We start from the raw sequence: 23,110 nt of genomic DNA, 5'->3' as shown, positions 1-23,110 counted from the left end.
GGGCGCGGCGTCTCCCCGGCATCCGGCGGTCTCTCGACCGGCTGGCCCCGCGCGAAGCGGTCCCGCGGCGCCCGCCGCGCGACCGGACGTCCCTCCGGTGACAGCGGTCCCATGGAAATCCTGCTCCAGCTCATCGCGTCCGGCGTCGCGGTCGGCATGATCTACGCCGCAATCGCATTCGGCTATCAGCTCACCTTCGCGACTTCGAAGACGCTCAACTTCGGACAGGGCGAGGCGCTGGCGCTCGGAGCCCTCTTCGGACTGACCTTGGTGCCGTTCGTCGGCTACTGGCTGATGATCCCGCTGGTCCTGGTCTTCGGCTTCGCCCTGGGGGCCGTGGTGGAGCGCCTCGGCGTGCGCCCTGCCGTGAAGATCAAGTCCGAGTACGGGTGGATCATGGCCACCATCGCGCTCGGCATCATCTTCAAGAACGTCGCCGAGAATATCTGGGGCCGCGACGACCTGAAATTCCCGTCCCCGCTCCCCGAGACCGCCCTGCAGGTCGGCGGCGTGCGCATCCTGCCGATGGAACTGCTGATCGTCGCGGGGGCACTGCTGATGATGCTGGCGGTGGAGATCTTCAATCGGAAGTCGATCTGGGGGAAGGCGGTCGTCGCCACCTCCAACGACATCGATGCCGCCGGGCTGATGGGCATCAACACTCAGAAGGTCATCACCCTGTCCTACTCGATCAGCGCCATGACGGCGGCCTTCGCGGGCGTGCTGGTGGCGCCCGTGACGCTGACCGGTGCCACCATGGGCTCCGTCCTGGCCCTCAAGGCCTTCGCGGTGGCGATCATCGGCGGCCTCGAATCCGGGCTCGGCGTCATCGTCGGTGGCCTGATCCTCGGTGTCGCGGAGACGCTGACGGGCTTCTACATCTCGACCGGCTACAAGGATGTGCCGGGTCTGATCCTGCTTCTCGTCGTCCTCTCCATCCGCCCGGTCGGCCTGTTCGGCAAGGCCGTCATCAAGAAGGTCTGACCGTGACCGCCCGCGCAACCCTCACGGCAGTCTGAGCCATGGCGCAGACCCTCGCCCCCGCCGACGCGCCCGTCCCGGCCGCCGCCCCGAGCCTGTCACGCCACATCGGCATCCTCGGCGCCGTGCTGCTGGTCGTCGGCCTCGCCGTGTTCCCGCACGTGGTCACGAGCTCGTACTACATCCACCTGATGGTGGTGATCGCCATCTACGCGATCCTTATCCTCGGACTCGATATCGTGGTCGGCTATACCGGTCAGGTGAGCCTCGGCCATGCCGGCCTGTTCGGTGTCGGTGCCTACTCGGCGGCGGTGCTGTTCCTCCACTTCAAGCTCGGGATCTGGTGGGGGATCCTGGCCGGGATCGGCGTGACCTCAGCCTTCGGCGTGCTGCTGGCCGTGCCGGCGCTCCGGGTCACCGGCCCCTACCTCGCCATGGTGACGCTGGCCTTCGGCACCATCGTGCAGATCTTCATCAACGAGTTGACGCCGCTGACCAACGGCCCGCTGGGCATCACCCTGCCGCCAGCCCGCGTCCTCGACTTCTCGCTCCTCGGCATCCAGGCCCCCTGGGGCGCCGCCGGGCGCAAGCTCGAATTCTACTATCTCGTCTGTCTCGCGTTGCTGGCCACGATCCTGGTGGTCAACCGGGTGGTGCGCTCGCCCTACGGCCGCGCCTTCGAGGCGCTGCGCGATTCGCCGATCGCCTGCGATTGCATGGGCGTCAGCGTCTACCGCTACAAGGTCTACGCCTTCGTGATCTCGGCGGCGCTGGCGGGCCTCGCGGGCGCGCTGTTTGCGTGGTCGGAGCGCTACGTGGCGCCGAACTCCTACGGGTTCGAACTCACGGTGTTGTTCCTCCTCGCCGTCACGATGGGCGGTCGCAAGTCGCGCGCGGGGCCGATCATCGGCTCGGCGATCATCGTGATGATGCCGAACGTGCTCGCCGATATCGGGCTGGTGCGGATCATGGCGGGTGTCATCGCCCTCGCTGCCCTGGTGGTGGGCGCCCTGGCCTTTCTCCGCCGCAGGGACGACCGGTTCGCCCTGCTGGTCCCAGTCGGGCTCTGCCTCGCCTTCTTCCCGGCGACGCTCGCGCTCGAATCCGTCACCGACTACCGCCTGACGGTGTTCGGCCTGATGATCCTGTTCGTGGTGTACTACCTGCCGGACGGGATCGTCGGCTTCCTCCGCGAGAAGATCCCGGCGCTGCGCCCGGCCCACACGGCCGAGGGCAAGAGCCTCCACGCCGAGGGGGCGGCGCTGAGCGCCCAGAGCGGCGGCGCGGGCGCGGACCCTTTGCTCACCGTCGAGCAGGCCCTGATGCAGTTCGGCGGCCTCAAGGCGCTGGCCGGGGTCGACCTGACGGTGCGGCCGGGCACGATCCACGGGCTGATTGGCCCCAACGGGTCCGGCAAGAGCACGATGATGAACGTGCTCACCGGCATCTATCGGCCGACCGGCGGCAGCGTGACCCTGGCCCGCGGCCAGGGGACGAAGCGCCTCGACGGGCGCACGCCCTCCGAGATCGCCGACGCGGGCGTCGCCCGTACCTTCCAGAACGTGCAGCTCTTCCGGGAGATGACCGCGCTGGAGAACGTGCTGGTCGGGCTGCATCACAGCTTCCGCGGCAACCTGTTCGACGCAATTCTCGGCACGCCGCGGCGGCGCCGGGAGGAGCGCGAGCAGCGTGCCCGAGCCATGGCAATCCTCGACTTCGTGGGCCTCGGCGCCCTGGCGCAGGTGGAGGCTCGCAACCTGCCCTACGGCAAGCAGCGGCTCCTGGAGATCGGCCGCGCGCTCGCCCTCGACCCGGTCCTGCTCCTCCTGGACGAGCCCGCGGCGGGGCTGACCGCCCCCGACATCACCGAATTGACCACGATCATCCGCAAAATCCGCGACGCCGGCATCACGGTGATCCTGATCGAGCACCACATGGACGTGGTCATGGGCCTGTGCGACCGCGTCAGCGTCCTCGATTTCGGCCACAAGATCGCCGAGGGCAGCGCCCGCGAGGTGCAGGCCGATCCGAAGGTGGTGGAGGCCTACCTCGGCAGCCCGGTCGCCGACGAGGAGACGGCTCATGCTTGAGGTCACCGGTCTGTCGGCCGGCTACGGCCAGGTCGAGGTGCTGCACGGCCTCGACTTCCAGGTGCCGAAGGGTCAGGTCGTGGCGCTGATCGGCTCGAACGGGGCCGGCAAGACCACCACGATGCGCGCCCTGTCGGGCATGATCCGGCCGCGGGCCGGTTCGATCCGCCTGAACGGGCAGGAGATCGGCGGCCTCGACAGCCACGACGTCGCCCGGTTCGGCCTCGCGCACTCGCCGGAGGGACGGCGCGTCTTCCCGACGCTCTCCGTGGAAGACAACTTGACGCTCGGCGCCTTCCCGCGGCTGACCGGATCACGACCGAAGGGCGACGTCGCGGCCGACCGCGAGCGGGCCTTCGAGATGTTCCCGCGTCTCAAGGAGCGGCGCGCGCAGCTCGCCGGAACGCTCTCGGGCGGCGAGCAGCAGATGCTCGCCATGGGCCGAGCCCTGATGCTGCGGCCGGAGATCCTCCTGCTCGACGAGCCCTCGATGGGGCTCGCGCCGAAGCTCGTGGAGGAGGTCTTCCGGATCATCCGGCTGCTCAAGGCCGAGCAGGTGACGATGCTGCTCGTCGAGCAGTTCGCCATGGCGGCCCTCGGCGTCGCCGACCACGCCTACGTGCTGGAGAACGGCCGGATCCGCTTCCAGGGCCCGGCCCAGCAGATGCGCAACGATCCGGCCGTGCGGGCGGCCTATCTCGGCGGCAGTCATTAGCGGTCCGCTTCCGGCCTCGCTTGAAGCCGGCCGGCGCTACGCCCACCGCGCTCGCGCAGCCCGGAGATGCTTCGGTGCTGCGCATTCGGCGACACGGCTCCCGGTTAGGAAGCTCCGGAACCGGACGCGCGACCCGGGAATCCAAGACTTTCGAGGATCTTCTGGATGCCGTGTCGTTTCCGCGGCAGAGAAGCCTCGACAAAGCGGGCGAAGTCCTCGGGATCGAGATCGAAGTCCTCGCGCTCTCTGCTTCCGGGCACCGGGATTGCGTTGCTGGAAGCATCTAGATCGAAAACGCGCTCGGCCGGATAATAGGCGCAGGCAATCGCATTCTCGCGGAACAACGCCGTGTCGTAGATCCGCAGATCGTCCTTGCCAGCCAGGACGGAGCGGCTTGAGATCACGCAGCCCGGCGCATTCGCGACCCATTTGTACTTCGCCAAGCCAGCACCGAAATGGGTCACGAATAGATCGGCTCGGAGGGAGGCGACGAGGCTCGCCCCCATGGAGCAGGGGACGAGGCTCAGGAGCTCGACGTTGGCGACCGCCGCGATGCCGCGCCGAAGCGTCTCCACGAGGTCGATCTCCATTTGAATGACGGTCGGCAAGGCGCCGTCGCGGGGGACGAGGCTCTCGCAGTAGCTCTCCACGAAGGCAACGGAGGTGCCCGGAAGCGTGTTGTGCCCGTCGATGATGACGAGGAACCGCTCCCCGCGCCGCCGACCCAGGCGGCGGATCAGGGTGATGTAGCCCTCCGTCTGCCGGATCCAGCGGCGGTTCTCGAGACGCAGGCCGATGAGCACGATGGTGGCCTGGCGCGCCGCAGCGGCAAGCCGGGAATCGAGCGCGGGCTCGGCGGCCCGCGCCAAGCCGGCCAAGCGATCGGCCAACCGCTGGCTCACCCGATAGGACCGGAAGGGCAGGAACATCGCCGCTCCGGTGGCGGCGGCCTGGAGGAAAGGCAGCGGTCCGTCGAGTGCGCGGTGCACATGCCCGGCGACTTCCGGAAAGACCGCATCGACGGCAAACACCGGCTCGTTACAGCTTGCGAACAGGAACACCGAAGGCACCCGGCCTAGGGCGAGGACTTCATCGACGGCGGCAAGTTCGTTCCAGATGTAGTGGCTGATATGGGCGTGCTCGAAGACAACGCCCACGCGCTCTGCGCGCGAGACCCCGGCGATCAGCACCGGGTACAGATACTGCCGCCACAATCGGACCTGGACCAGGGTGGCCGGGTCAAATCCCGTGCTTCCCAGGCTGGGTCGCGCGTAGGCGACGTTCGTTCTGGCATCGAGGAGTGCGGCGGCAGTGCGGGAATTCTTGCCCAGCAGCGTGCAGAGCGTCTCGTTTTGGTCAGGCGAGAAACCGGCAAAGCGGAAGCCGGGCATTGGCAGGTAAAGCGAGAAGTGCAGGGCTCCGCCTGTGGGATGGTCCGTCTCCTGCCCGCGCCGGGTGACGATCTCCCTCGTGACCAATTCGGGCAGATGCGGCGGAGCGCCCACTGGGGCTCGGTTGAGCCGGTCCAGGGCGGCCTGCATGGTGCCGGCGCGGGGATCGGCCTCGGTGCCGACGACGACCCGGACGGCGAGATGGGGCCGCACGGCGGCAGCGGCGGCGAGGGCCTCGATCAGGATGTGTACGTCCTCGACGAGGGCATGCGTGGCCGCCCCGCTCTCCGCATCGGTGACTAGCGCCACAGCCTGCCAATCGAGGGGGCCTGGGCCGTGCCAAGACGCGTCGAGGAACGCGCCGGCCTCGGCCCCGAGCGGCGCCCCGTCCGCATCGAAGTAGCGATGAGCCCGCGCGCCGTCCGGGCTGACCAGCGCCAGTACATGCGCCCGGCCGCCGAGATCGATCAGCGCATGCGCCGCCCAGCCCGCGGCGACCGATTTGCGAAGAACCGGCCACCCGTTCGGTGCAGTGATCCCGCCGTCGCGCGTCTCCAGGCGGCGCGTATGGCGGATGATCATATGCAGACCCTATCGGTGTCGCCCGTCTGGTTAGGCCGGGATCCCGGGAACCTCCTGTGGAGCCCCCGCGTCGGGCCGGAGCGTCGAGGTCCGGGCTTGCCGGGATCGGCCGCCGACGGACTCAGGATTCTGGCGGGTCGCGTCATGACGCGGCGATGACCTGGGTCCGGAACAGGGTCGCGAGCGTTCGCAGGTTTCGGCTGTGCGGCTCGGCTAGGGAAACCGTGCAGGTGCTCGGATCGATGTCTGGAACCGACGCGGTGATCCGTACGGTCCGCTCATCGATCCGAAGGACCGGGGCGCGCCACGCCTGGCCGGCCGAAGTCCGAAGGACGGCGAGCGTCTCCTTCGGAAGCCGGGGCGACACGCCTGAAAATGTCACTTCCGCGGCCCAGAGCTGACCCGGCGAGACCGTGATCGCATCCGCGCCGTCCGGCAGACTGTGGCGCAGGGTAAAGCTCTGCGGTGGACCATCGATGCACGCGCGGGGCTCGGGAATAAAGCGCGCGGGATCCCCCGTGTCTGGCGCGATGAAGACCGAGGCGATGTCGTCCATGATCCGCAACTGTCCGCCGGTAACCTGTGCGATGGCGAGGGCGTAGCGTCCGAACGCCATCCCGGACACATCAATCTGGCCGTGAAAGCCGGACGTCGCGGCGGCGGACTCGCCGTGCCACTTCGCCACGTCCGGGCGCAGGTCGCTCTGCAGGAGCGCCCACGATGTTCCGGCACTGCCGGTCAGGCGGAGGTAGGTCGCACGCGGTGCCGGTCCGGAGACGTGGAGCCATCCGCGCAGGAAGATCGAGGCCCGCGCGACTGACGCGAGATCCATGGTCCTGTTCAGCCGATCGTCGGTGCGCATGACGTCCAGGTTCCAGCCGCACGCGCTGCGCGCGACCGGCCTGAGGCTCAGACGCCGATGTTCGTCAGGGAGGTCGCCGGTCGGCGCGACGAGGGCGCCTCCAGGCGCCGGAGCCGCCGCCTTCTCTGTGCTCGCGGCTTCGTCCCACTGGATCGCCGCACTCGTCCAGGACGGCGCGTTGGTTCGAAAGCCCAGATCCTCGAGACGCAGGTCGAAGCCCGCACGGGGGCGGTTGCGATGCCGTCCCGCTTCCGGGAATTTTGCCGCGATCAGGCGGGCATAGAGGGCGCGGATCGCAGCACGGTGATCCTCGACCGAGGGAAAGATCTTGCGGCCGACGGCCGCCCGCATCCGCGCGAGACGCGCCCGGTCGTAGTGCACTTCGATCAGGCGCGCCCGGACGGCGCCGGGGTCGTTCGGGGGGACCTTGAACCCGTCGACCCCGTCCTCGACGCGCTCGGCCAGGGCGCCGAGATCGGCGACGATCGGGATCAGACCCGCCTGCCACGCCTCCGTCAACGCGATCACGAACGTCTCCGGCCATGTCGACAGGTGAAGCGAGACATCGCATCCGGCCAGCAGCGTGCCGATTGCGTGCTGCTCGTAAGCGCCGGTGACGCTGACCTGATCCGGTTGGAAGGTCTCCATCAGGTCGCGATAGGGATGGTCGACGCGGCCGATGACCTTGAAGTGGATCGGGTAGGCTTCGCAACTCCGGATCAGGTTGATGGCCTGCCAGCCGCCCTTGTGCGCAGCGAAATTGCCCAGGACCGCGACCGTCAGCCTGTCCGCAAGCCGTTTGGGCTGCGGAGCCGGCGCGAATTTCGCGATCGCGGGACAGGGCGCCACCATCTCGATCTCGGTCACGCGATCGGCCGGGATCTCGGGAAAGAAGCGGCGCAGGGCCTGCGCCGTCCCGGGTGTGCTCGTCACGAAGGCGTCGATCGCCTCCGTCACCAGCGCCACGAAGCCGTCCCGACGCGCCTTCGCGCCCGGCGGGTAATTGTTGCCCGCTACCAAGCAGGCGTCGCACTGATGCGAGCCCCGATTGACCACGTCGCAGAACTGGCCGGCATGATCGAGCAGAAGCCAGCGCTCGCAGATCAGGTAGTGGTCGTGCAGATGGTAGACGACGGGAACGCCGCAGGCCCGCGCGATCAGCGGCAGCGACAGGGGAACATGCATCAGGTGGTGGATGTGGACGAGGTCGACCTGATGCTCGAACAGGATCCGCTGGAACAGGCCCTCGACATGCGGATCCGTTGAGACCGGCGGCCCGACCGCGCCGCACGGGTAGGTCTCGGCAGTGCCCGGTCCCTCCAGCCGCAAGGACCACCGGCCCTCGCTGAACACCGGGAAGAGAAACAGCACCTGGTACGCGTCACCGAGATCGGTCAGTGCTTCCTGATAGATCTCGATACCGCCGCCGGGGCGATGTCCCATCCGGTTGTGCGTCAGCATCAGGATGGTGGACGACATGACCGTAGGCGCCGGTCCGCGTGTCGCCGATTCCCGATGAGCGCGCACGGCATCGACGATGATGGCGACCCGGTTATCGTAGAGATGCTCGGCGCGCGTGCGGTCCTGCGCGGCGCGCGCGCGCTCAATCCGGTCCTCCGGTGCCGTCAGGGCGGTCATGATCGCGTCGATCGCCGCCGCCTCATCGGTACAGAGCGCAATCTCCCGGTCCGGCGCGTAGTAATCCGCCGTCTCCGGTTCGGGCGAGACGACGACCTGGAAGCCGCCGGCGAGCGCCGTCTCGAACAAGCGCGGCGGCGGTGTCGAGCCGGTCGCCTGATCGGCGCGCGCCGACGAGAAGGACCGCGGCAGGGTCAGCACGACGCGGCTTCGGTTCGCCAGCAGGGCGAAATCGCGGTTGCCGCAGCGCCAGTCCGTGACGAGGGCGACGTCGTCCAGATCGGGTGGGCCGATATGTGCGTTCCACGGCAGCGCCAGCTTGAACTTCAGGTCGCGCGGCAGCCTCGCCGCGAGGTCGTTCAGCGTCGCGACACGGTTCGGCCAAGCCGTGCCGATGAAGAGCAGGTCGTAGCGATAGCGCGCGTCCTCATCGATCACCGCCAGATCATGGAACAGGAGCGACGCGGCCAGCGGGAGGTGACGCGCCCGGCCGCCATAGGCGGGGACGGAGGCCTGATCGTTGGTGAAGACCAGATCGAACCCGGCCGCGCCTCGCACGTTCGCCGCGCGCTCGTAGGGATCCTCGGTGGTCCAGAGCACGCTGGTCCGGGCGAGGCCCGCGAGGCGGCCAACCAGGGGGGCGTGCAGCCGGGCGCCGCCGAAGGCGATCAGCGTGTCGAGTCCGCGCTCGGTGAAGGCCGTGAGGGCATCGGCGTGCCCCGCGACATGCACATGGCGCACGGACGGATGACGGCGCAGCGCATCGGCGATGGCCAGCACGAGGTAGCGGTTGTGCGTCTGCGGCTCGGTGTCGAGCAGCAGGATCGAGAGATCGGACATGCCGTGGTTCGTCCGTGTGCGCCGCGCCGGGTTTAGGCCATGACCGTCATGCGGGTCAGGTCGAGCAGACGCGCCGCGCGATGCCGGTACGTGTGCTCGCGCAGCGCCCGGGCCTGCGCCCGGCGCGCCACCAGCTCGATCGACGCTGGGTCGTCGAGCGACTGCTCGATGACGCGCGCGATGTCGGCCGCGCCGTCGACGAGGAGGATCTCGGCGTCCGGCTCAAAGTGGTCGCAGATCTCAAGTCCCGTGACGAAGTAGGCCTGCGCCGAGCCCGACAGGGCGACCTCGAAGGTGCGCGGACCGGGCGTCGCCTGCGGGAGCGACAGCCGCCGATTGGCCACGTCGAGGTCGCGGCCGATGTTGAGGGTGATCCGCGACGCGGCGGCGTAGTCGGCCATCTGCCTGGGCGTCAGCCGGCGGTTCACGGCACAGCTGATCGTGTCGGGCCATTCGGCCCCGAGGATCTCCACGACATGATGCGCCAGCAGGTCGTCGATCCGACGGAGCAGCGCGATCCGGTTCGGATAGGCGACGCCGCAGAAGAACACGGTCGTCTCCCGCTCCGCCACCGGACGGATCGGCCTGAAGTGCCGGTTCGGCGCCGCGGCCAGTGGCAGGTGGTGGACATCCGGGTGCCGGTAGTGCTGCGCCGCCCAGGAATCGTTGCTCACGACGATGTCGGCGTAAAGTTCGGCCTTGAAGGCGTAGTCGAACTCGTAAGGGTCGTCCGTCAGCCAGAAGATCAGGACGGCGCCGACGGCATCCGCGGCGCGGCGAAGCCCGCGCAGGTCTGAGAGGTCCGGGACGAGGCTTCCGACGGCCACGACGACGTCCGGCCGGGTGGCCCTGATCACCGAAACGGCGAGTTCCAGGGGCGCAAGGGAGACGCGTTCCGTGCCGAGAAGCTCGGCGAAGCCGTCCGCCAGGTCGCTGCGGACCGTCGGATTTCGATTGAGTGCATCCGGGAAGGTGCTCGTCACCACCACGCGCGGGCCGGCCAACGAGATGGCGCTGACGAAATTCATCCCTCGTGACCCCGGGCGGCTTTCTGTTTGATATTTAACCGCGAATGTAAGTAGACACACAACCGTGATGTGTCCAATTTTCCCGTTTCTTTCCCCAGACTGGATCTACCCGGGATGTTTTAGGGCGTCAGCTCTTGGAAATTAGGAATTATGGACCGGGAAGATTCGGCAAACCGTGGGCTCATTGGGCGGCGCGACCGGCGAGCGGACGTGCTGCGCCCGTTCGGGGCGTATCTCACCGGCGCCGTGCTGGTCCTGCGTGCCCATTCCGACGGACATGCGGCCACACTCTGTCCCGCCGCTGCTTCCGTCGTCATCACGGCGGACGGAGCGGACATCCCGGCCACCGCCGGCTTCGATGCTGTCGTCCTGACGGAGCTGCTGCCCAAGCCTGTGGCGGCGCTCGGTGGGGACAGGTTTCAGGCGACAATCGCCTGGGGACGCGCGCGGCTGCGGCCGGGCGGGTGGTTGATCCTGAGCGTGGACAACGCCCTGTCGCTGCACAGGCTGGCGGCGGGCTCCGAGACGCCCGGACTCGGGGGCTTCCCGAGCCTTGAAGGGCGCCCCAGGCCGGACGGATACCAACTCCCCACGCGGAGCGGTCTTGAGCGGTCACTGCGTGCCTTCGGCCTCGTCCATCAGGCTTGGTGGTTCCCGTTTCCGGACCGCCATGCACCCTTGGGCCTCCTCTCCGAACGCGGCCTCGCGCGGCCCTGCGGCTTCGATCCGGGGGCGCTGGCCCTCGCGGCCGCGCCGGACCCGACGGGTGCCGGCGCGACGCTGTTTTCGCCGCAGCGCGCTTGGGCGCCCGTGGCGGATCAGGGCCTGATGGGTGACTTGGCGCCGGCCTTCGTCGTCGCCGCCTCGGAGACGCCGCTGCCACCGGACGGGACCCTGGCGATCCATGTCGGACTGCGCCGCCGTCCGGAGTTCGAGCGCCTCGTCACCTTCGCGATGACCGCATCGGGAATCGACGTCCGTCGCACGCCCCTGAACCCCGGACTTGTCGGGCGGGTCGAGGAGGTCAGGAACCTGTTTCCCGCGGAAACCTACGTGCCGGGCCCGCTCTGGTCGACTTTGCTCGACCGGCGCTGCGCGCAAGACGGGTGGTGTCCGGACGGGGTGACCTCCTGGGCGGTAGAATGGCGCGATACCGTATCGCGCCACTTCGCTGCGGGAGCCGAGATGGTGGTCGACACGATCCTACCTTCCTCCGCCCTCGACGCTATCCCGAAGAACCTCGTGTCGGGTGACGACCGTGCCTTCATCGACTTGGAGTGGGACCTCGGCGTGCCGCTGGACGCCGGTCACCTCGCCCTGCGCGGCCTCGTCAACGCCTTCACCGATGTCCGAGCCTGGGGACGGTCCGCATTGCCTCCCCGCAATCTTCTGGAGGCCCTCCGCGCGGTGCTCCCGCGGCTCGGGCTGGACATGGACGATGCGCAACTTGCCGCGCGTTTCGCCCGGGAAAGCCGCTTCCAGTCGCTCGTGAGCGGCCATGCGACCCATCGCGACCTCGGCTGGGCCGCCGCGACATTCCTGTCGGCCGCCGACGAATTGCAGGCAGATCCGGTGCAGCCGAGTCAACTCGCCCTGCTCGACGACCCGGCCGCCGAGATCGCGCGCTTGCGCGAAGAGAACGAGGCGCTGCGTGCGGCGCGCGCCGCCGACGCGGCGGCTCACGAAGCCGCCGAATTGGAGAGCGACCGGCGCACCGACCGGGTGATCGCCCATGCGGCGGAGCTTCACCGCGCGCACGACCACCTTCAGGACAGGCTCCTCACCCGTGAAGCTGCGTCGTGGCGCAACATCCGGCTTCCCATGCGACTGCGACGCCTGCTCAAGGGAACGACGTGATGCGGCTGCTCGTGGCCTGTGACCACCTCGCGCTGACTGGCGGCCTTCTGCGCTTCGAGCGGGTCGGGCGCGTCCTCGCGCGACGCCGACACGACCTCGCCTTCCTGACTCTTGGCCCGGGCGAGGATGCCTTCGAGACCCGGCTCCGTGTCCTAAGCCGCGCGGAAGCCGGCCGGGAAACCTGGGACGCCGTCATGGTGCCGGGCGGCGGCTTTCCGGATGCGGCGATCGACGGCTTCGCGGATCTGCGGGCGCCCGGCTTCGGCGCGCGCATTCAGCACTTCCTCAATGCGCCCGCACGGCGCGGCGCCTATGCGCGCGTCACGCAGGCCTTCGACCCGGATCTCGTTGTGGTAAACAACGCCCACTGGGGCGACGCGGACCTCGACGCCTTCGGAAAACCGTGGCGGCGTCTGATCGGTGCGGTCGATGCGGGCCTCTTCGCGCCGCCGATCCGCAGGCCAGAACGCGATGAGCGGCGCCGGCTCGGAGGGATCGCCAACAAGCGCCCCGCAGCGCAGCTCGAAGCCCTCGACCGGCTCGGGGAGGGCTGGGCCCTCCACTGGTTCGGACGGCCTGACTGGGGGCTGGTCGGCGCCCGCGCCGACCTCGTCGCCTCGGGCCGCCTCGTGGTGTACGGACCCCTGGCAGAGGACGATCTGCCCGGCTGGTACCACGCGCTAGACGCCTTCTGCAGCGCTGAGGCGCATGCCGGCTGGTGCAACCCCGCCGCGGAGGCGCTGGCCTGCGGCACACCGCTCATCACGACCGTGCACGGGACGCTGGCCTTCGCCGAGCACGACCTCACCGCGTTCGTGGTGCCGGACGGGCCCGACGCGACGCTCGGGGCGGCCATCGCGGCCGGTGCGGAACGGATCGCCGCGGATCCGTCCGGCGCCGCCGGGCGTGCCGAGGCTGGCCGCGCGCGGATCCGGACACTCGATTGGGACTCCTACGCTGACGGGCTGCTGAGCGCAGTCGCCGAAGCGGTATCCGTTCGCGCGTCCCGGGCCGCAGCGGCGCTGCCGCCCCGGACGCCGACGCGTGAGACTGCGATGCGTCTCACGGAACTCGCGACGCAGCACGGGCCGTTGCCAGTTGACTTCGACGCGATGGGCTACATCCGCCTGCATCCGGACCTCACGGCCCTGTTCGATCACGCGTGGCAGGGCGAACTTCACTACCTCGAGCACGGCCGGCGGGAGGGGCGGATCTACCCCTCGAACCTGACCCGGGCGCAGCAGAAGGCGACTCAGGCGTCCCGGATCGCGCTCGCGATCGATGGCCTTGACGGATCAGGCAAGTCCAGCATCGCCCGCCACGTCGCCCGGGCGCTCGGCGCGACCGTGTTGAACCCATTCAGCGGTGAGGTCGGCGCGATCATGGTACATCTGGCCCGGACCGGACAGCACGCCCTCGCCGACGACGTGGCGCACGCCGCCGTAGCCGCCGCGATCGCCAACGCGCCGTCGGGTCCTTTCGTCTTCGACCGGCACTGGTTCACGGCCTCGCAACTCCTGTCGCCCACTTTTCGCTCGGGTTGGGAGCCGCGTCCGCCGACGGTGATGTGCTGGGCCGATCGCCCGACCACGATCGCCCGCATGGTTGCCCGCGGCATACCCAACCCGTCCCAGCACATGACCGAAGCCCGTATCGCCAGCTACCGGACGCTCGCGGCCGAGCTGAACGTGCCGGTACTCGACACCTCACGCATCACGCCCGAGGAGGGAGCGGCGCAGGTGCTGGCATTGCTGGACCTCGTGAACACGAGCGGCCCTTCCGCCTGAAGCGGGGAGCGGTCTGTCTGCGTTCATACGTCGGCTGACCGAGCATCCGGGAGCCGGCCTGCATCTCTCTCGCCATGGGCCGGTCAGGCCGCCCGCCAACAATGCTGGATGCCTTGGTCGGCAAATCCAAGCGGCTCCCGTCGCGCGTCCGGTGAACCGGTGCGTCCGTGTTGCCATCCGGACTCGTCGTCTTGCCGGCTCATCGGATCCACCGGGTTCAGGGTCGGTCCTGGCACCCTGATCACACCCGGAAGCCGCCGATGACCGCGTTGCGAGAGACTTTGGCTTCTGAGGACCTGCGAAGGGTGCAGCGTCTGATTTCATGACAGTGGGTGAGATGTGCTGCCTGAACAGAGGCAGCGAACAATCTGATGCTACATACAGTATTATGTTGCCAATACAGTTATATTCAAGCCATTAATTGAGGATTATCCATAAATATGTTGAAGTTGTCTTTTTATGCAGCGCGCCGTGCCGAAAGACCAAGGTCAAGTGTTTCCGGTCTGATTGCGCGCCTCTGCAAGATATAGGTGCGCATCGATCTGCATTAACCTGGCGTTTACTACGGAACCGCGCCGCGGCAACCCATAATTGTATTGTCAGTTACAGCTTTAAACCGGAGGCTCACATGTCTTTGTCACCCCCCGCTCTGCTCAGCCCGTCGTCTCGATCGCTCGAATGGATTGTCGGTCCCGACGCCTTGCTATCCTCCACGGCACTCTCGACCGGTCAGCTCGCAAGCCTCGGCCCGATCGCGTCCCTCGTCGAGGGTGCCGTCGATCCGGGCGCCGGTGACAGCGGTGGATCGCTTCTTCCCGACGCGCTGGCCGGTGCGGCCAATCAGATCATCCTCACGACCCACGCGCAGTTGGAAGAGACGGGTCATCAGGTCGCGCCGCTCAATGGACCGCTGCACGGCGTGACAAATCTCGGCGAGACGGTCGGCCTCGGTCACATCGGTGAAGCCGGAAACCTGATCACGGATCTCTCCGGCGCCGTTGCCAACCCGACCGGTTCCGGCGCCGTTGCTCCAGTCCTGAGCGACATCGGTCACGTCGCCGAGGCCGCCGGCGCGCTTCTGGATACCGTCACCGCAGCGCCGGCCGCCGGCAACGGACTCGTCGGACCGGGCAGCATCCTCACGCCGGCGACCGACATTCTGAACCAGACCGTCCTCGGTGCACATGCGACGCTTGAGGATGTCGGCCATCAGGTGCCGGCGCTCAACACGCCGATCCACGCCCTGACTGGGTTCGGCGAGACGGTCGGCCTCGGTCATATCGGCGAGGCGGGCAACCTTTTGACGGACACGCTCGCGCTGCCGGGTTCGATCCTGAATGGTGGCGGTCTCGCTTCGACGGGGTCGGTCCTCGCGGATCTCAGCCACGTTCTCGGCTCCGCCGACACGCTGATCGGCTCCGTGACGGGACTCGCGAATGCGGGCGGAGTGCTCGCGCCGGACGGCCTTCTCGCCCCGGTCACGAACCTGGCGAACACGGCCGTCCTCGACATCCACGCGACGCTCGAGAACCTGGGACACGACGCCCCGCTGCTGAACGATACGCTTCACGGCCTCACCAACCTCGGCGAGACCCTCGGCCTCGGCCATCTGGGCGAGAGCGGAACGTTCCTGACCGACACAGCCGGCCTGCCCGGCGCTCTCCTCGGCGGCCAGGGCCTCGGGGCCGTGTCCCCTATCCTCGGGAATCTCGGCGCCGTGACCACCGCGGCCGGCGGTCTCCTCGGCGGCGTCACCGGCCTCGTCGGCGACGTTGGCGGCTCGGGAACGCCGGGTGTCGGCGGTCTCCTCGCCCCGGTCACCGCCGTGGTGGGAGGCGTCCTCGGCGGCGGCGACGGCGGCGGTCTGGACGGGACCGGCGCTCTGCTCGGGACGAACGCGCCGTTGCAGCCGGTGGGGAACGTCGCCAACACGGTGATCGACGGCCTTCATGCGGGCCTTGAGCAGGTTGGTCACAGCGTCCCGGTCTTGAACGACCCGCTCCATGCTGTGATCGACCTCGGCAACACCGCCGGCCTGGGCCAACTCGGAGAGGCGAGCAATCTCCTGACCGATGTGGCCAACCTGCCGGGAGCCGCGCTGACCGGCAACGGAGTGCCGGCCGTGGGACACCTCGTCGACGATGTCGGCCATGTCGCGGATGCGGCGGGCGGTGTTCTGGGCTCGGTGTCGGGGATCCTGCCGTCCGGAGCCGGTTCTCCGGGAGCGGGCTTGCCGCTCGACGGCACGCTCACCGCCGTGACGTCTGTGTTGGGCGCGACCGACGCCGGCGGCGCGGGTGGCAACCTGCTCGGCGGGCTCCTCGGCGGCCTGTCGGGCGAAGGCGGTGCCGGCACCCACCCGCTGATCGATGTGGCCGCGGGCCCGGCGACCGCGACGCCGGCGGCCAACCTCGCCGTGCTGACGCCCGCGGCCGATCCGGCCCACACCGTTCAGGTGAGCGCAATCGGCGTGAGCGGCGATCAGCCGAGCGTCGTCACCGCGAACCTGCTCAGCAGCGACGGCATCGTCCTGCCGCAGTCGAGCGGCGGCGCCGATCAGCTCGTGGGTCAAGTCCTGAACGCGGTGTCGTCCGCGGCCCCGACGGCCGCGGCGGGCTCATCGCACGACGCGCATCTCGATCTCGGGATCGTCTCGATCGATCTCGGCGGCCACACCGAGACCCACCACGTCGATCCGACGCCGCACACGGCCACGAGCGGCCTGCATCTGCTCGGCCTCTGAGGCTTGCCCCCCCGCCGCGCGCGGCGGGGGGGTCCCATCGCCGTCGCAGGACGGCGCTTCGCCGAACCGGGCAGCCAGAGGATCACCCCGTGACCGACGAACGCGTGTTGCGTCTTGTGAAGCGCCGGGAATTCTGGGCCGCCGTGAACGCCGGGCGCGCCTGCTTGATCACCGTGATGATCGTCAGCGGTCTCATCAACCTGCTGATGCTGACGGCGCCGATCTTCATGCTGCAGGTCTACGACCGGGTGCTGCCGAGCCGAAGCATCGCCACTCTGGTCGGGCTCGCCGGCATCACGCTGATGCTGCTCGTGATCCAGGGCGTCTTCGAGATCTTCCGCGCCCGCATCCTGTCCCGCTTCGGCCGTCTCGTCGACGAGCGCCTGGGGCCGCGGATCTTCCGGACCCTCTTGGTTCGCGGGGCCGAGATGCCGCGCAGCGACGACGGACCCCAGGCGCTCCGCGATCTCGATACCGTCCGCGGCTTCGTCTCGAGCATGGCCGTCAGCGCCTTCTTCGACCTGCCCTGGGTGCCGCTCTACATCGCGGTCTGCTTCCTGTTCCATCCCTGGCTGGGCGCGGCGGTGGCCGGGGGCGCGCTGTTCCTGTGCGTGTTGACGATCCTGACGGATTGGGCCTCCTCCGCGTCCACCCAGGAGGCCGTCCGTGCGGCCGGCGAGCGTCGGTCCTTCACCGACATGGCACACCGGGCGGCCCCGCTGCTCTCCGCCCTCGGGATGCGCTCCCGGATCGCGGAGCTCTGGCAGGTCCGAGCCCAGCGGAACCTCGACGTCGCGGGCCACGGGAACGACCTCGCGATCGGCTTCGGCACGACGGCCCGCCTGCTGCGGACCGTGCTGCAATCCACCATCCTGGGCCTCGGCGCCTTCCTCGTCGTGCGCGAGGAGGCCACGGCCGGCGTCATGCTGGCCGCCACGATCCTGTCCGCCCGCGCCCTCGCGCCGGTCGACCTCGCCATCGCCAACTGGAAATCCTTCTCGGGCGCCCGGCAGGCCTGGAGCCGCCTCGTCGCGTTCCTGCCCCGGCGGGAGCCCGCCGCGCTCACGCCTCTGCCGGCGCCCCGGGAAAGCGTCCGGATGACGGCCCTGTCGGTCGCCGCCCCGGGAACCGACAGCCTCGTTCTGCACGACGTCAACATCGCGCTCGCGCCGGGGAGCGCGCTGGGCGTGATCGGCGCCAGCGGCTCCGGCAAGTCCACCTTCGCCCGTGCCCTGGTCGGGCTGGCACGCCCGAGCCGCGGCGTGATCCGCATCGACGGCGCGGCGATCGATCAGTGGGACCCCGACGCCCTCGGACGCGCCGTCGGCTATCTGCCGCAGGACATCGAGATGTTCGACGGCACGATCGCGGAGAACATCACCCGCTTCGATCCGGAGCCGGATCCCGAGGCGTTGCTGGCGGCCGCGAAGGCGGCCGGCGTGCACGAGGTCGTGCTCCGTCTCCCGGGCGGATACGATGCCCGGGTCGGCGCCGGTGGCCTCGGACTCTCCGGCGGTCAGCGCCAGCGGATCGCCCTCGCGCGGGCGCTCTACGGCGATCCCTTCCTCGTGGTCCTGGACGAGCCGAACTCCAATCTCGACGTCGATGGCGATCGCGCCCTGTCCACCGCCGTCCAGGGCGTGCGGGCCCGGGGCGGCATCGTGGTGGTGGTCGCGCACCGGCCCAGCGCCCTGGCGGCGGTCGACCGCATCCTCGTTCTCGGTGACGGACGCGTCCAGCTGCACGGGCCGCGCGACGAGGTCCTGTCGAAGCTGAACGCGCTGACCCGGCAGACGCCCACGAGGGTCGCATGACGAACGCGAGCACGCCCAGCCGGCCCGGTGCCGATCCGACCGAGGCGACGCGACGCTCCTTGCGGCGGCACGTCGCCGGCGTCGCCGCCGTGATCTTGGTGGCCATCGGAGCGGGGGCCTGGACGGGGGCGACCGAGCTGTCGGGCGCCATCATCGCGACAGGCTCGCTCGTGGTCGAGAGCAACATCAAGAAGGTGCAGCACCCGACCGGCGGTGTGGTCGCCGAACTGCCGATCCAGGAGGGCGCGCGGGTCCATGCGGGCGACCTCCTGGTTCGCCTGGACGCCACGACGGCCAGGGCCACCTATGACAGCGTCACCAAGAGCCTGTGGGAGATCGCTGCCCGCAACGCCCGGCTGGAAGCCGAGCGCGACGGGCGCGACGACCTGTCGATCCCCGCCGAACTCAGCGCAGCCGGGCCCGAAGTGGGCCGGATCGTCGACGGCGAGCGCAAGCTGTTCCGCTTCCGGCGCGACGCCCTTCAGGGTCAGAAGGCGCAGCTCCGCGAACGGATCGGGCAGCTGACCGAGGAGATCAAGGGCTTGGTCGAGCAGGCCGCCGCGAAGGAACAGGAGACCGCGATCATCGAGCGGGAGTACCAGGGCGTCGAGGATCTCTGGAAGAAGAACCTGATCCAGCTGACGCGGCTCACGAGTCTCCAGCGCGACATGTCGCGCCTGAAGGGCGAGCGCGGTGTCCTCACGGCGAGCATCGCACAGACAAAGGGCAAGGTCTCGGAGACCGAGCTGCAGATCATCCAGCTGGAGCAGAACCTGCGCAGCGACGTCGCCAAGGAGCTGGCCGAGAACCGCGCGAAGGCGGCAACCCTGACGGAGCAGAAGATCACGGCCTTCGACCAGCTCCAACGGATCGAGATCCGCGCGCCGCAGACCGGCTACGTGCACGAGCTCGCGGTCCACACCCGCGGCGGCGTCATCACGCCGGGCGAGCCGATCATGCTGATCGTGCCGACGGCGGATTCGCTGGTGGCCGAGGTGCGGGTCGCGCCGCAGGACATCGATCGCCTTCAGACAGGTCAGGCGGCGGGCCTGCGCTTCCCGAGCTTCGACCAGCGCACCACGCCGGAGTTGAACGGTCGGGTCACCCGCATCGCCGCCGACGTGAGCGAGGACAAGCGTACGGGGAGCTTCTACTATCTCGTCCGCCTGGGCGTGACGAAAGCGGAGTTGGATCGCCTGGACGGGGCCAAGCTGATGCCCGGCATGCCGGTGGAGGCGTTCATCCGGACCGCCGACCGGACTGTCCTGTCATACCTCACGAAGCCCCTCGTCGATCAGGCCCGGCGCGCCTTCCGGGAAAAGTAGGACTGCTCGGGCAACCGGCCTGACCTGTTGGCCGAGGCCGCGACCGCAGGACAGGGCAAGACACGCGCCGGCCCGTCGAAGGCACATGTCTTCAGAGCTGTGCGCCGAGCTCGGACGATAGGCGTTCGGCGGCCTCCCGGAGCCGCGGCTTCAGGATCTCAGCCTGCTCGATCGTCAGCCGAGAGGACGGGCCGGAGAGAGCGAGGGCACCGATCAGCCGCTGCTCCGTTCCGAACACCGGCATCGCCACCGACGCCACGTGAGGGTCGGTGATGCCGGAGGAGTAGAGCGGGACCTCCATGACCGCGCGGTCAGAAGTCCTTCGGTCGCTGAAAGTCCGCAGGACCCGGGCGATGGCCGACTCGTCCATCGGCCGCATGTCGCCGGGGCGGACGTTCATCCGCAGCGGTGACGGCGAGTCCGCCCGGAACAGGCACAGTCGCTGGTTGCCCCGGCGGATGTAGAACGAGGCCGTCTCCAGGGACTCGGCCGCGAGACGCTCCAGCACGGGGACGATCCGCTCCTCCAGCGCGAAGGATTGCTGGTAGACGGAGCCGATGCGAGCCGCCTCGACGCCGAGGCGGTAGCGCCCGTCGTCCAGGCGCTCGATCAGGTTGAACTTCTCCAGCGAGATGCACAGCCGCATGATCGTGCTCTTCACGAGCGCCGTGCGGCGGGCGAGCTCGGAGAGTTCCAGAGCATCGTCCCCCCGGCGGAACGCGGTGAGCACCGTCAGCACCCGGTCGGCCGAAGCGACGCCTTCGAGATTCGGCCGCGCCCGCGCCTCCTTCGCCATCTGCTCGCACCGTTCCGGTTTCGCTGGGTCCGTGATGCGCGATCCATAGCCATCCGTCATCCGCTCACCAAGGCGTGACGCCGCCTTGCCCACGGCATCGTTGACAGGGCCGGCCGTTTGAGCGAGTAAAAACGAAACGTCGTTTCAAAAATGACGATTCGGGAGTGGACGTCATGGCGCGAGGGCAACAGGCCCCGGCTCCGGCCCACGCGGTCGACGAGCGAAACCTCCATCGCAAGATGATGCGGCGGATCCTGCCGTTCCTCTTCGTGTGCTACGTGGTCAGCTATCTGGACCGCGTGAATGTCGGCTTCGCCGCGCTCACGATGAACGCGCATATCGGTCTCACCGCGACGTCCTTCGGCATCGGCGCGGGCCTGTTCTTCCTGGGCTACTTCCTCGCCGAGATCCCCAGCAACCTGATCATGATGCGCGTCGGGGCCAGGCTCTGGATCGCGCGGATCATGATCACCTGGGGTCTCGTCTCGGCGGCGACCGCTTTCGTGACCGGCCCGATCCAGTTCGGCATCGCCCGGTTCCTCCTCGGCCTCGGCGAGGCGGGCTTCGTGCCCGGCGTCTTCCTCTACCTGAGCCTCTGGTTTCCCTCCGCGGTGCGGGCACGGGCGACCGCGCTGTTCCTCCTCGGGATCCCGGTCGCCAACATCGTCGGCTCGCCGATTTCCGGCGCGCTGGTGCAGGTCGAGGGCTTCGGCCTCGCCGGATGGCAGTGGCTCCTCATCCTCGAAGCCCTGCCGGCGGTGATCCTCGGCATCGTCTGCCTCTTCGTCCTCACCGATCGGCCGGAGAAGGCGCAGTGGCTCACGCCCGCGGAGCGCGATGTGCTCGTCGCCAAGCTCGCCGAGGAGAAGGCCACCATCGAGAGAAAACATCCGATGACCCTGGCGCAGGCGCTTCGGAACTGGCGGGTTCTGACCCTCGCGGCGATCAACTTCTGCGCCATTATCGGCTCCCTCGGCATCGGCCTGTGGCTGCCGCAGATCATCAAGCAGCTCGGGCTCGCGACCTCGCTGGTCGGGTTCGTGACCGCCATCCCGTACCTCTGCGGCGCTGTGGCGATGGTGGTGTGGGGCCGCCTGTCCGACCGGGGCAGCGACCGCACGATCTATCCCGCGATCTCGCTGTTCGTCGGCGCCGCTGCGCTGACGGCGAGCGCCCTCACGCCGACGCCGCTTTTGACCGTCGCGGCGCTCTGCGTCGCGGTGATGGGCATCAACGCCTTCGTGGCGACCTTCTGGGCCGTGCCGTCGGGCTTCCTCACCGGACGCGCGGCGGCGGGCGGGATCGCGATGATCGTCTCGATCGGCAATCTCGGCGGCTTCGCCGGCCCCTACCTGATCGGTCTGGTGCGCGACGTCTCGGGCGGGTTCACGGCTCCGCTCCTCATGGTCGCGGGGATCCTCCTCATCGGCGCCCTGACGATGCTGGCCTTCGGCCGGCAGGTCCGCCGGGACGCGGTCCCGGCCGCGGTCCTGGCCTGACCGTCATGATCCCGCTTCTCCCCCCGGGCCGAAGATCCCGTCGCTGGACGCGGCCTTCCGCGCCGGGCTGCGCGTGCGCGGCTTCGCGGGCGACCTCACCATGACCGAGGCCGACCGCACCGTGCTGGCCACGGACATCTCGATCTCCGCCGAGGTCCCCCGCGACCCCAGCACCGCCAGCCTGCGCCTCGCCGGGCGGACCACCGGCCTCACCGCATAGCCCGACAGGAGCACACCATGGAAGATCGCACGCAATTCCGGCTCGGCCTCGTCGGCTACGGCGAGATCGGCAGCACGCTCGGCGCCGGCCTGCGCGGTGCCGGCCTCGGATCGATCGCCTGCTACGACAAGTACGCCTTCGAGGGTCCCTACGCGGACCTTATCCAGGCACGGGCCAGGGAGTCCGGAGTCACCCTCGTCCGCTCGAACGCGGGCCTCGCCGAGGCCGCCGACCTGATCGTCAGCGTCACGCCGGGCGCGTCTTCCCTGGAGAGCGCCGACGCCTTTGCGTCGGTGCTGACGAGCCGCCACACCTTCCTCGACTTCGCCTCGGCCACGCCGAAGATCAAGCAGACCGTCGCGGGCAAGCTCGAAGCCACCGGCGCGCTGCTCGGCGACGGCTCGATCGAGGGCACGCCGCTCCACGGCTATTCCATGCGGATGCTGTCGAGCGGCCCGGCCGGCGAGCAGGTCCGCGACCTGCTGAATCCATGGGGCATGCAGATCGAGTTCACCGGCCCGGTGCTCGGCACCGCCTCGGGAATCAAGATCATCCGCTCGGTCCTCATCAAGGGGATCGAGGCGCTGACCGACGAGATGCTGCTGGCCGCCCGGCAGTACGGCATCGACGAGGTCGTCCTCGCCTCGGCCTCCAAGACCCTCGCCCGGCCATGGATGGACACGGTCCAGAGCCTGACCCCTTCGGGGGCGATCCACGCCAAGCGCCGGGCCGAGGAGCTCGAGATGTCGGCCGACGCCGTCGCCGATGCCGGCGTCGAGCCGATCATGGCCCGCGCCGTCGCCCAGCGCCTGCGCTGGAAGGAGAGCCTCGGCCTGAAGGATCACTTCAAGGGCGTCGTCCCGCGGACCTACCGGGAGGCCCTCGACGCCATGGTGCTCAAGGCCGGCCTCAAGCCCGTCGCCTGACGCACCCCTCGACTCC

Annotated in this window: 17 protein-coding genes; 12 read left to right on the top strand and 5 right to left on the bottom strand. The window is 69.1% G+C overall.

The features are described from left to right. Positions 1-111: 111 nt before the first annotated feature. From ACLBX9_RS14535 to ACLBX9_RS14525, 3 genes are read left to right on the top strand one after another with little or no spacing between them, the layout of a single operon-like run. Positions 112-984 carry a branched-chain amino acid ABC transporter permease gene (locus tag ACLBX9_RS14535; RefSeq protein ID WP_010682997.1) on the top strand — a complete coding sequence of 291 codons (873 nt, stop codon included), beginning with the start codon at positions 112-114 and terminating at the stop codon, positions 982-984. Positions 985-1,022: 38 nt separating this feature from the next. After that, positions 1,023-3,071 carry a branched-chain amino acid ABC transporter ATP-binding protein/permease gene (locus ACLBX9_RS14530; protein ID WP_447719426.1) on the top strand — a complete coding sequence of 683 codons (2,049 nt, stop codon included), beginning with the start codon at positions 1,023-1,025 and terminating at the stop codon, positions 3,069-3,071. Beyond that, positions 3,064-3,786: an ABC transporter ATP-binding protein gene (locus ACLBX9_RS14525; protein ID WP_010682999.1), complete on the top strand. Its 723-nt coding sequence runs from the start codon at positions 3,064-3,066 to the stop codon at positions 3,784-3,786. Before ACLBX9_RS14530 ends, ACLBX9_RS14525 begins: the two co-directional genes overlap by 8 nt. Positions 3,787-3,890: 104 nt before the next feature. Here the strand turns inward: ACLBX9_RS14525 and ACLBX9_RS14520 are convergent, their stop codons facing one another. Continuing rightward, positions 3,891-5,291 (bottom strand): hypothetical protein, encoded by a 1,401-nt coding sequence (locus tag ACLBX9_RS14520; protein WP_447719425.1) that lies wholly within the window; start codon positions 5,289-5,291, stop codon positions 3,891-3,893. Here ACLBX9_RS14520 and ACLBX9_RS14515 point away from each other — a divergent pair. Continuing rightward, positions 5,274-5,480, top strand: coding sequence for a hypothetical protein (locus ACLBX9_RS14515; protein WP_447719424.1), 207 nt, complete (start codon positions 5,274-5,276; stop codon positions 5,478-5,480). The two genes, ACLBX9_RS14520 and ACLBX9_RS14515, sit on opposite strands and share 18 nt — an antisense overlap. A gap of 421 nt (positions 5,481-5,901) precedes the next feature. On the opposite strand, the gene ACLBX9_RS14510 is transcribed toward ACLBX9_RS14515, so the two are convergent. Continuing rightward, entirely contained in the window at positions 5,902-9,099 is a 3,198-nt protein-coding gene (locus ACLBX9_RS14510; protein WP_447719423.1) for a glycosyltransferase family protein, read from the bottom strand. A 32-nt stretch (positions 9,100-9,131) separates the two neighbouring features. After that, positions 9,132-10,127, bottom strand: a complete 996-nt coding sequence (locus tag ACLBX9_RS14505; RefSeq protein WP_447719422.1) for a CgeB family protein — start codon at positions 10,125-10,127, stop codon at positions 9,132-9,134. Between the two features lie 210 nt (positions 10,128-10,337). Here ACLBX9_RS14505 and ACLBX9_RS14500 point away from each other — a divergent pair, with 210 nt between their 5' ends. Together ACLBX9_RS14500 and ACLBX9_RS14495 are read left to right on the top strand one after the other, a co-directional pair. Beyond that, positions 10,338-11,984, top strand: coding sequence for a hypothetical protein (locus ACLBX9_RS14500; RefSeq protein WP_447719421.1), 1,647 nt, complete (start codon positions 10,338-10,340; stop codon positions 11,982-11,984). After that, positions 11,984-13,771, top strand: coding sequence for a glycosyltransferase (locus ACLBX9_RS14495; RefSeq protein ID WP_447719420.1), 1,788 nt, complete (start codon positions 11,984-11,986; stop codon positions 13,769-13,771). The genes ACLBX9_RS14500 and ACLBX9_RS14495 overlap by 1 nt, the downstream gene beginning before the upstream one ends. Positions 13,772-14,474: 703 nt before the next feature. Here ACLBX9_RS14495 and ACLBX9_RS14490 read toward each other — a convergent pair. Continuing rightward, entirely contained in the window at positions 14,475-14,981 is a 507-nt protein-coding gene (locus ACLBX9_RS14490; RefSeq protein ID WP_447719419.1) for a hypothetical protein, read from the bottom strand. Between the two features lie 3 nt (positions 14,982-14,984). Between ACLBX9_RS14490 and ACLBX9_RS14485 the strand changes: the two genes are divergently transcribed. From ACLBX9_RS14485 to ACLBX9_RS14475, 3 genes are all read left to right on the top strand, one after another. Further along, positions 14,985-16,514 (top strand): hypothetical protein, encoded by a 1,530-nt coding sequence (locus tag ACLBX9_RS14485; RefSeq protein ID WP_447719418.1) that lies wholly within the window; start codon positions 14,985-14,987, stop codon positions 16,512-16,514. Between the two features lie 89 nt (positions 16,515-16,603). Further along, the gene (locus ACLBX9_RS14480) at positions 16,604-18,328 is read left to right on the top strand and encodes a type I secretion system permease/ATPase (RefSeq protein WP_447719417.1); all 1,725 of its coding nucleotides are present in this window, start codon (positions 16,604-16,606) and stop codon (positions 18,326-18,328) included. After that, positions 18,325-19,653: an HlyD family type I secretion periplasmic adaptor subunit gene (locus ACLBX9_RS14475; RefSeq protein ID WP_447719416.1), complete on the top strand. Its 1,329-nt coding sequence runs from the start codon at positions 18,325-18,327 to the stop codon at positions 19,651-19,653. The genes ACLBX9_RS14480 and ACLBX9_RS14475 overlap by 4 nt, the downstream gene beginning before the upstream one ends. 91 nt (positions 19,654-19,744) lie before the next feature. Here the strand turns inward: ACLBX9_RS14475 and ACLBX9_RS14470 are convergent, their stop codons facing one another. Next, the gene (locus ACLBX9_RS14470) at positions 19,745-20,449 is read right to left on the bottom strand and encodes an IclR family transcriptional regulator (RefSeq protein ID WP_447719415.1); all 705 of its coding nucleotides are present in this window, start codon (positions 20,447-20,449) and stop codon (positions 19,745-19,747) included. Positions 20,450-20,622: 173 nt separating this feature from the next. Between ACLBX9_RS14470 and ACLBX9_RS14465 the strand changes: the two genes are divergently transcribed. The 3 genes from ACLBX9_RS14465 to ACLBX9_RS14455 all read left to right on the top strand — a co-directional run bounded on the left by ACLBX9_RS14465 (position 20,623) and on the right by ACLBX9_RS14455 (position 23,094). Beyond that, entirely contained in the window at positions 20,623-21,948 is a 1,326-nt protein-coding gene (locus tag ACLBX9_RS14465) for an MFS transporter (RefSeq protein WP_447719414.1), read from the top strand. Positions 21,949-22,021: 73 nt separating this feature from the next. Then, positions 22,022-22,168, top strand: a complete 147-nt coding sequence (locus tag ACLBX9_RS14460; RefSeq protein WP_447719413.1) for a hypothetical protein — start codon at positions 22,022-22,024, stop codon at positions 22,166-22,168. Between the two features lie 17 nt (positions 22,169-22,185). Beyond that, positions 22,186-23,094: a DUF1932 domain-containing protein gene (locus ACLBX9_RS14455; protein ID WP_447719412.1), complete on the top strand. Its 909-nt coding sequence runs from the start codon at positions 22,186-22,188 to the stop codon at positions 23,092-23,094. Positions 23,095-23,110: the final 16 nt, after the last annotated feature.

The sequence above is a fragment of the Methylobacterium sp. A49B genome (genome assembly GCF_053346215.1).
Note: the sequence above shows the minus strand (reverse complement) of the source record. Positions and strands in the feature narration are given on the sequence as shown.

Coding starts and splice junctions, on each gene's coding strand:
- ACLBX9_RS14535 (WP_010682997.1), top strand. CDS start 112: ATGGAAATCCTGCTCCAGCTCATCGCGTCCGGCGTCGCGGTCGGCATG.
- ACLBX9_RS14530 (WP_447719426.1), top strand. CDS start 1,023: ATGGCGCAGACCCTCGCCCCCGCCGACGCGCCCGTCCCGGCCGCCGCC.
- ACLBX9_RS14525 (WP_010682999.1), top strand. CDS start 3,064: ATGCTTGAGGTCACCGGTCTGTCGGCCGGCTACGGCCAGGTCGAGGTG.
- ACLBX9_RS14515 (WP_447719424.1), top strand. CDS start 5,274: ATGCGGCGGAGCGCCCACTGGGGCTCGGTTGAGCCGGTCCAGGGCGGC.
- ACLBX9_RS14510 (WP_447719423.1), bottom strand. CDS start 9,099: ATGTCCGATCTCTCGATCCTGCTGCTCGACACCGAGCCGCAGACGCAC.
- ACLBX9_RS14505 (WP_447719422.1), bottom strand. CDS start 10,127: ATGAATTTCGTCAGCGCCATCTCGTTGGCCGGCCCGCGCGTGGTGGTG.
- ACLBX9_RS14495 (WP_447719420.1), top strand. CDS start 11,984: ATGCGGCTGCTCGTGGCCTGTGACCACCTCGCGCTGACTGGCGGCCTT.
- ACLBX9_RS14490 (WP_447719419.1), bottom strand. CDS start 14,981: ATGGCCGACATCCTCAAGCGTCGCATGTGCACCGAGGACGGTCTGGTT.
- ACLBX9_RS14475 (WP_447719416.1), top strand. CDS start 18,325: ATGACGAACGCGAGCACGCCCAGCCGGCCCGGTGCCGATCCGACCGAG.
- ACLBX9_RS14470 (WP_447719415.1), bottom strand. CDS start 20,449: ATGGCGAAGGAGGCGCGGGCGCGGCCGAATCTCGAAGGCGTCGCTTCG.
- ACLBX9_RS14465 (WP_447719414.1), top strand. CDS start 20,623: ATGGCGCGAGGGCAACAGGCCCCGGCTCCGGCCCACGCGGTCGACGAG.
- ACLBX9_RS14455 (WP_447719412.1), top strand. CDS start 22,186: ATGGAAGATCGCACGCAATTCCGGCTCGGCCTCGTCGGCTACGGCGAG.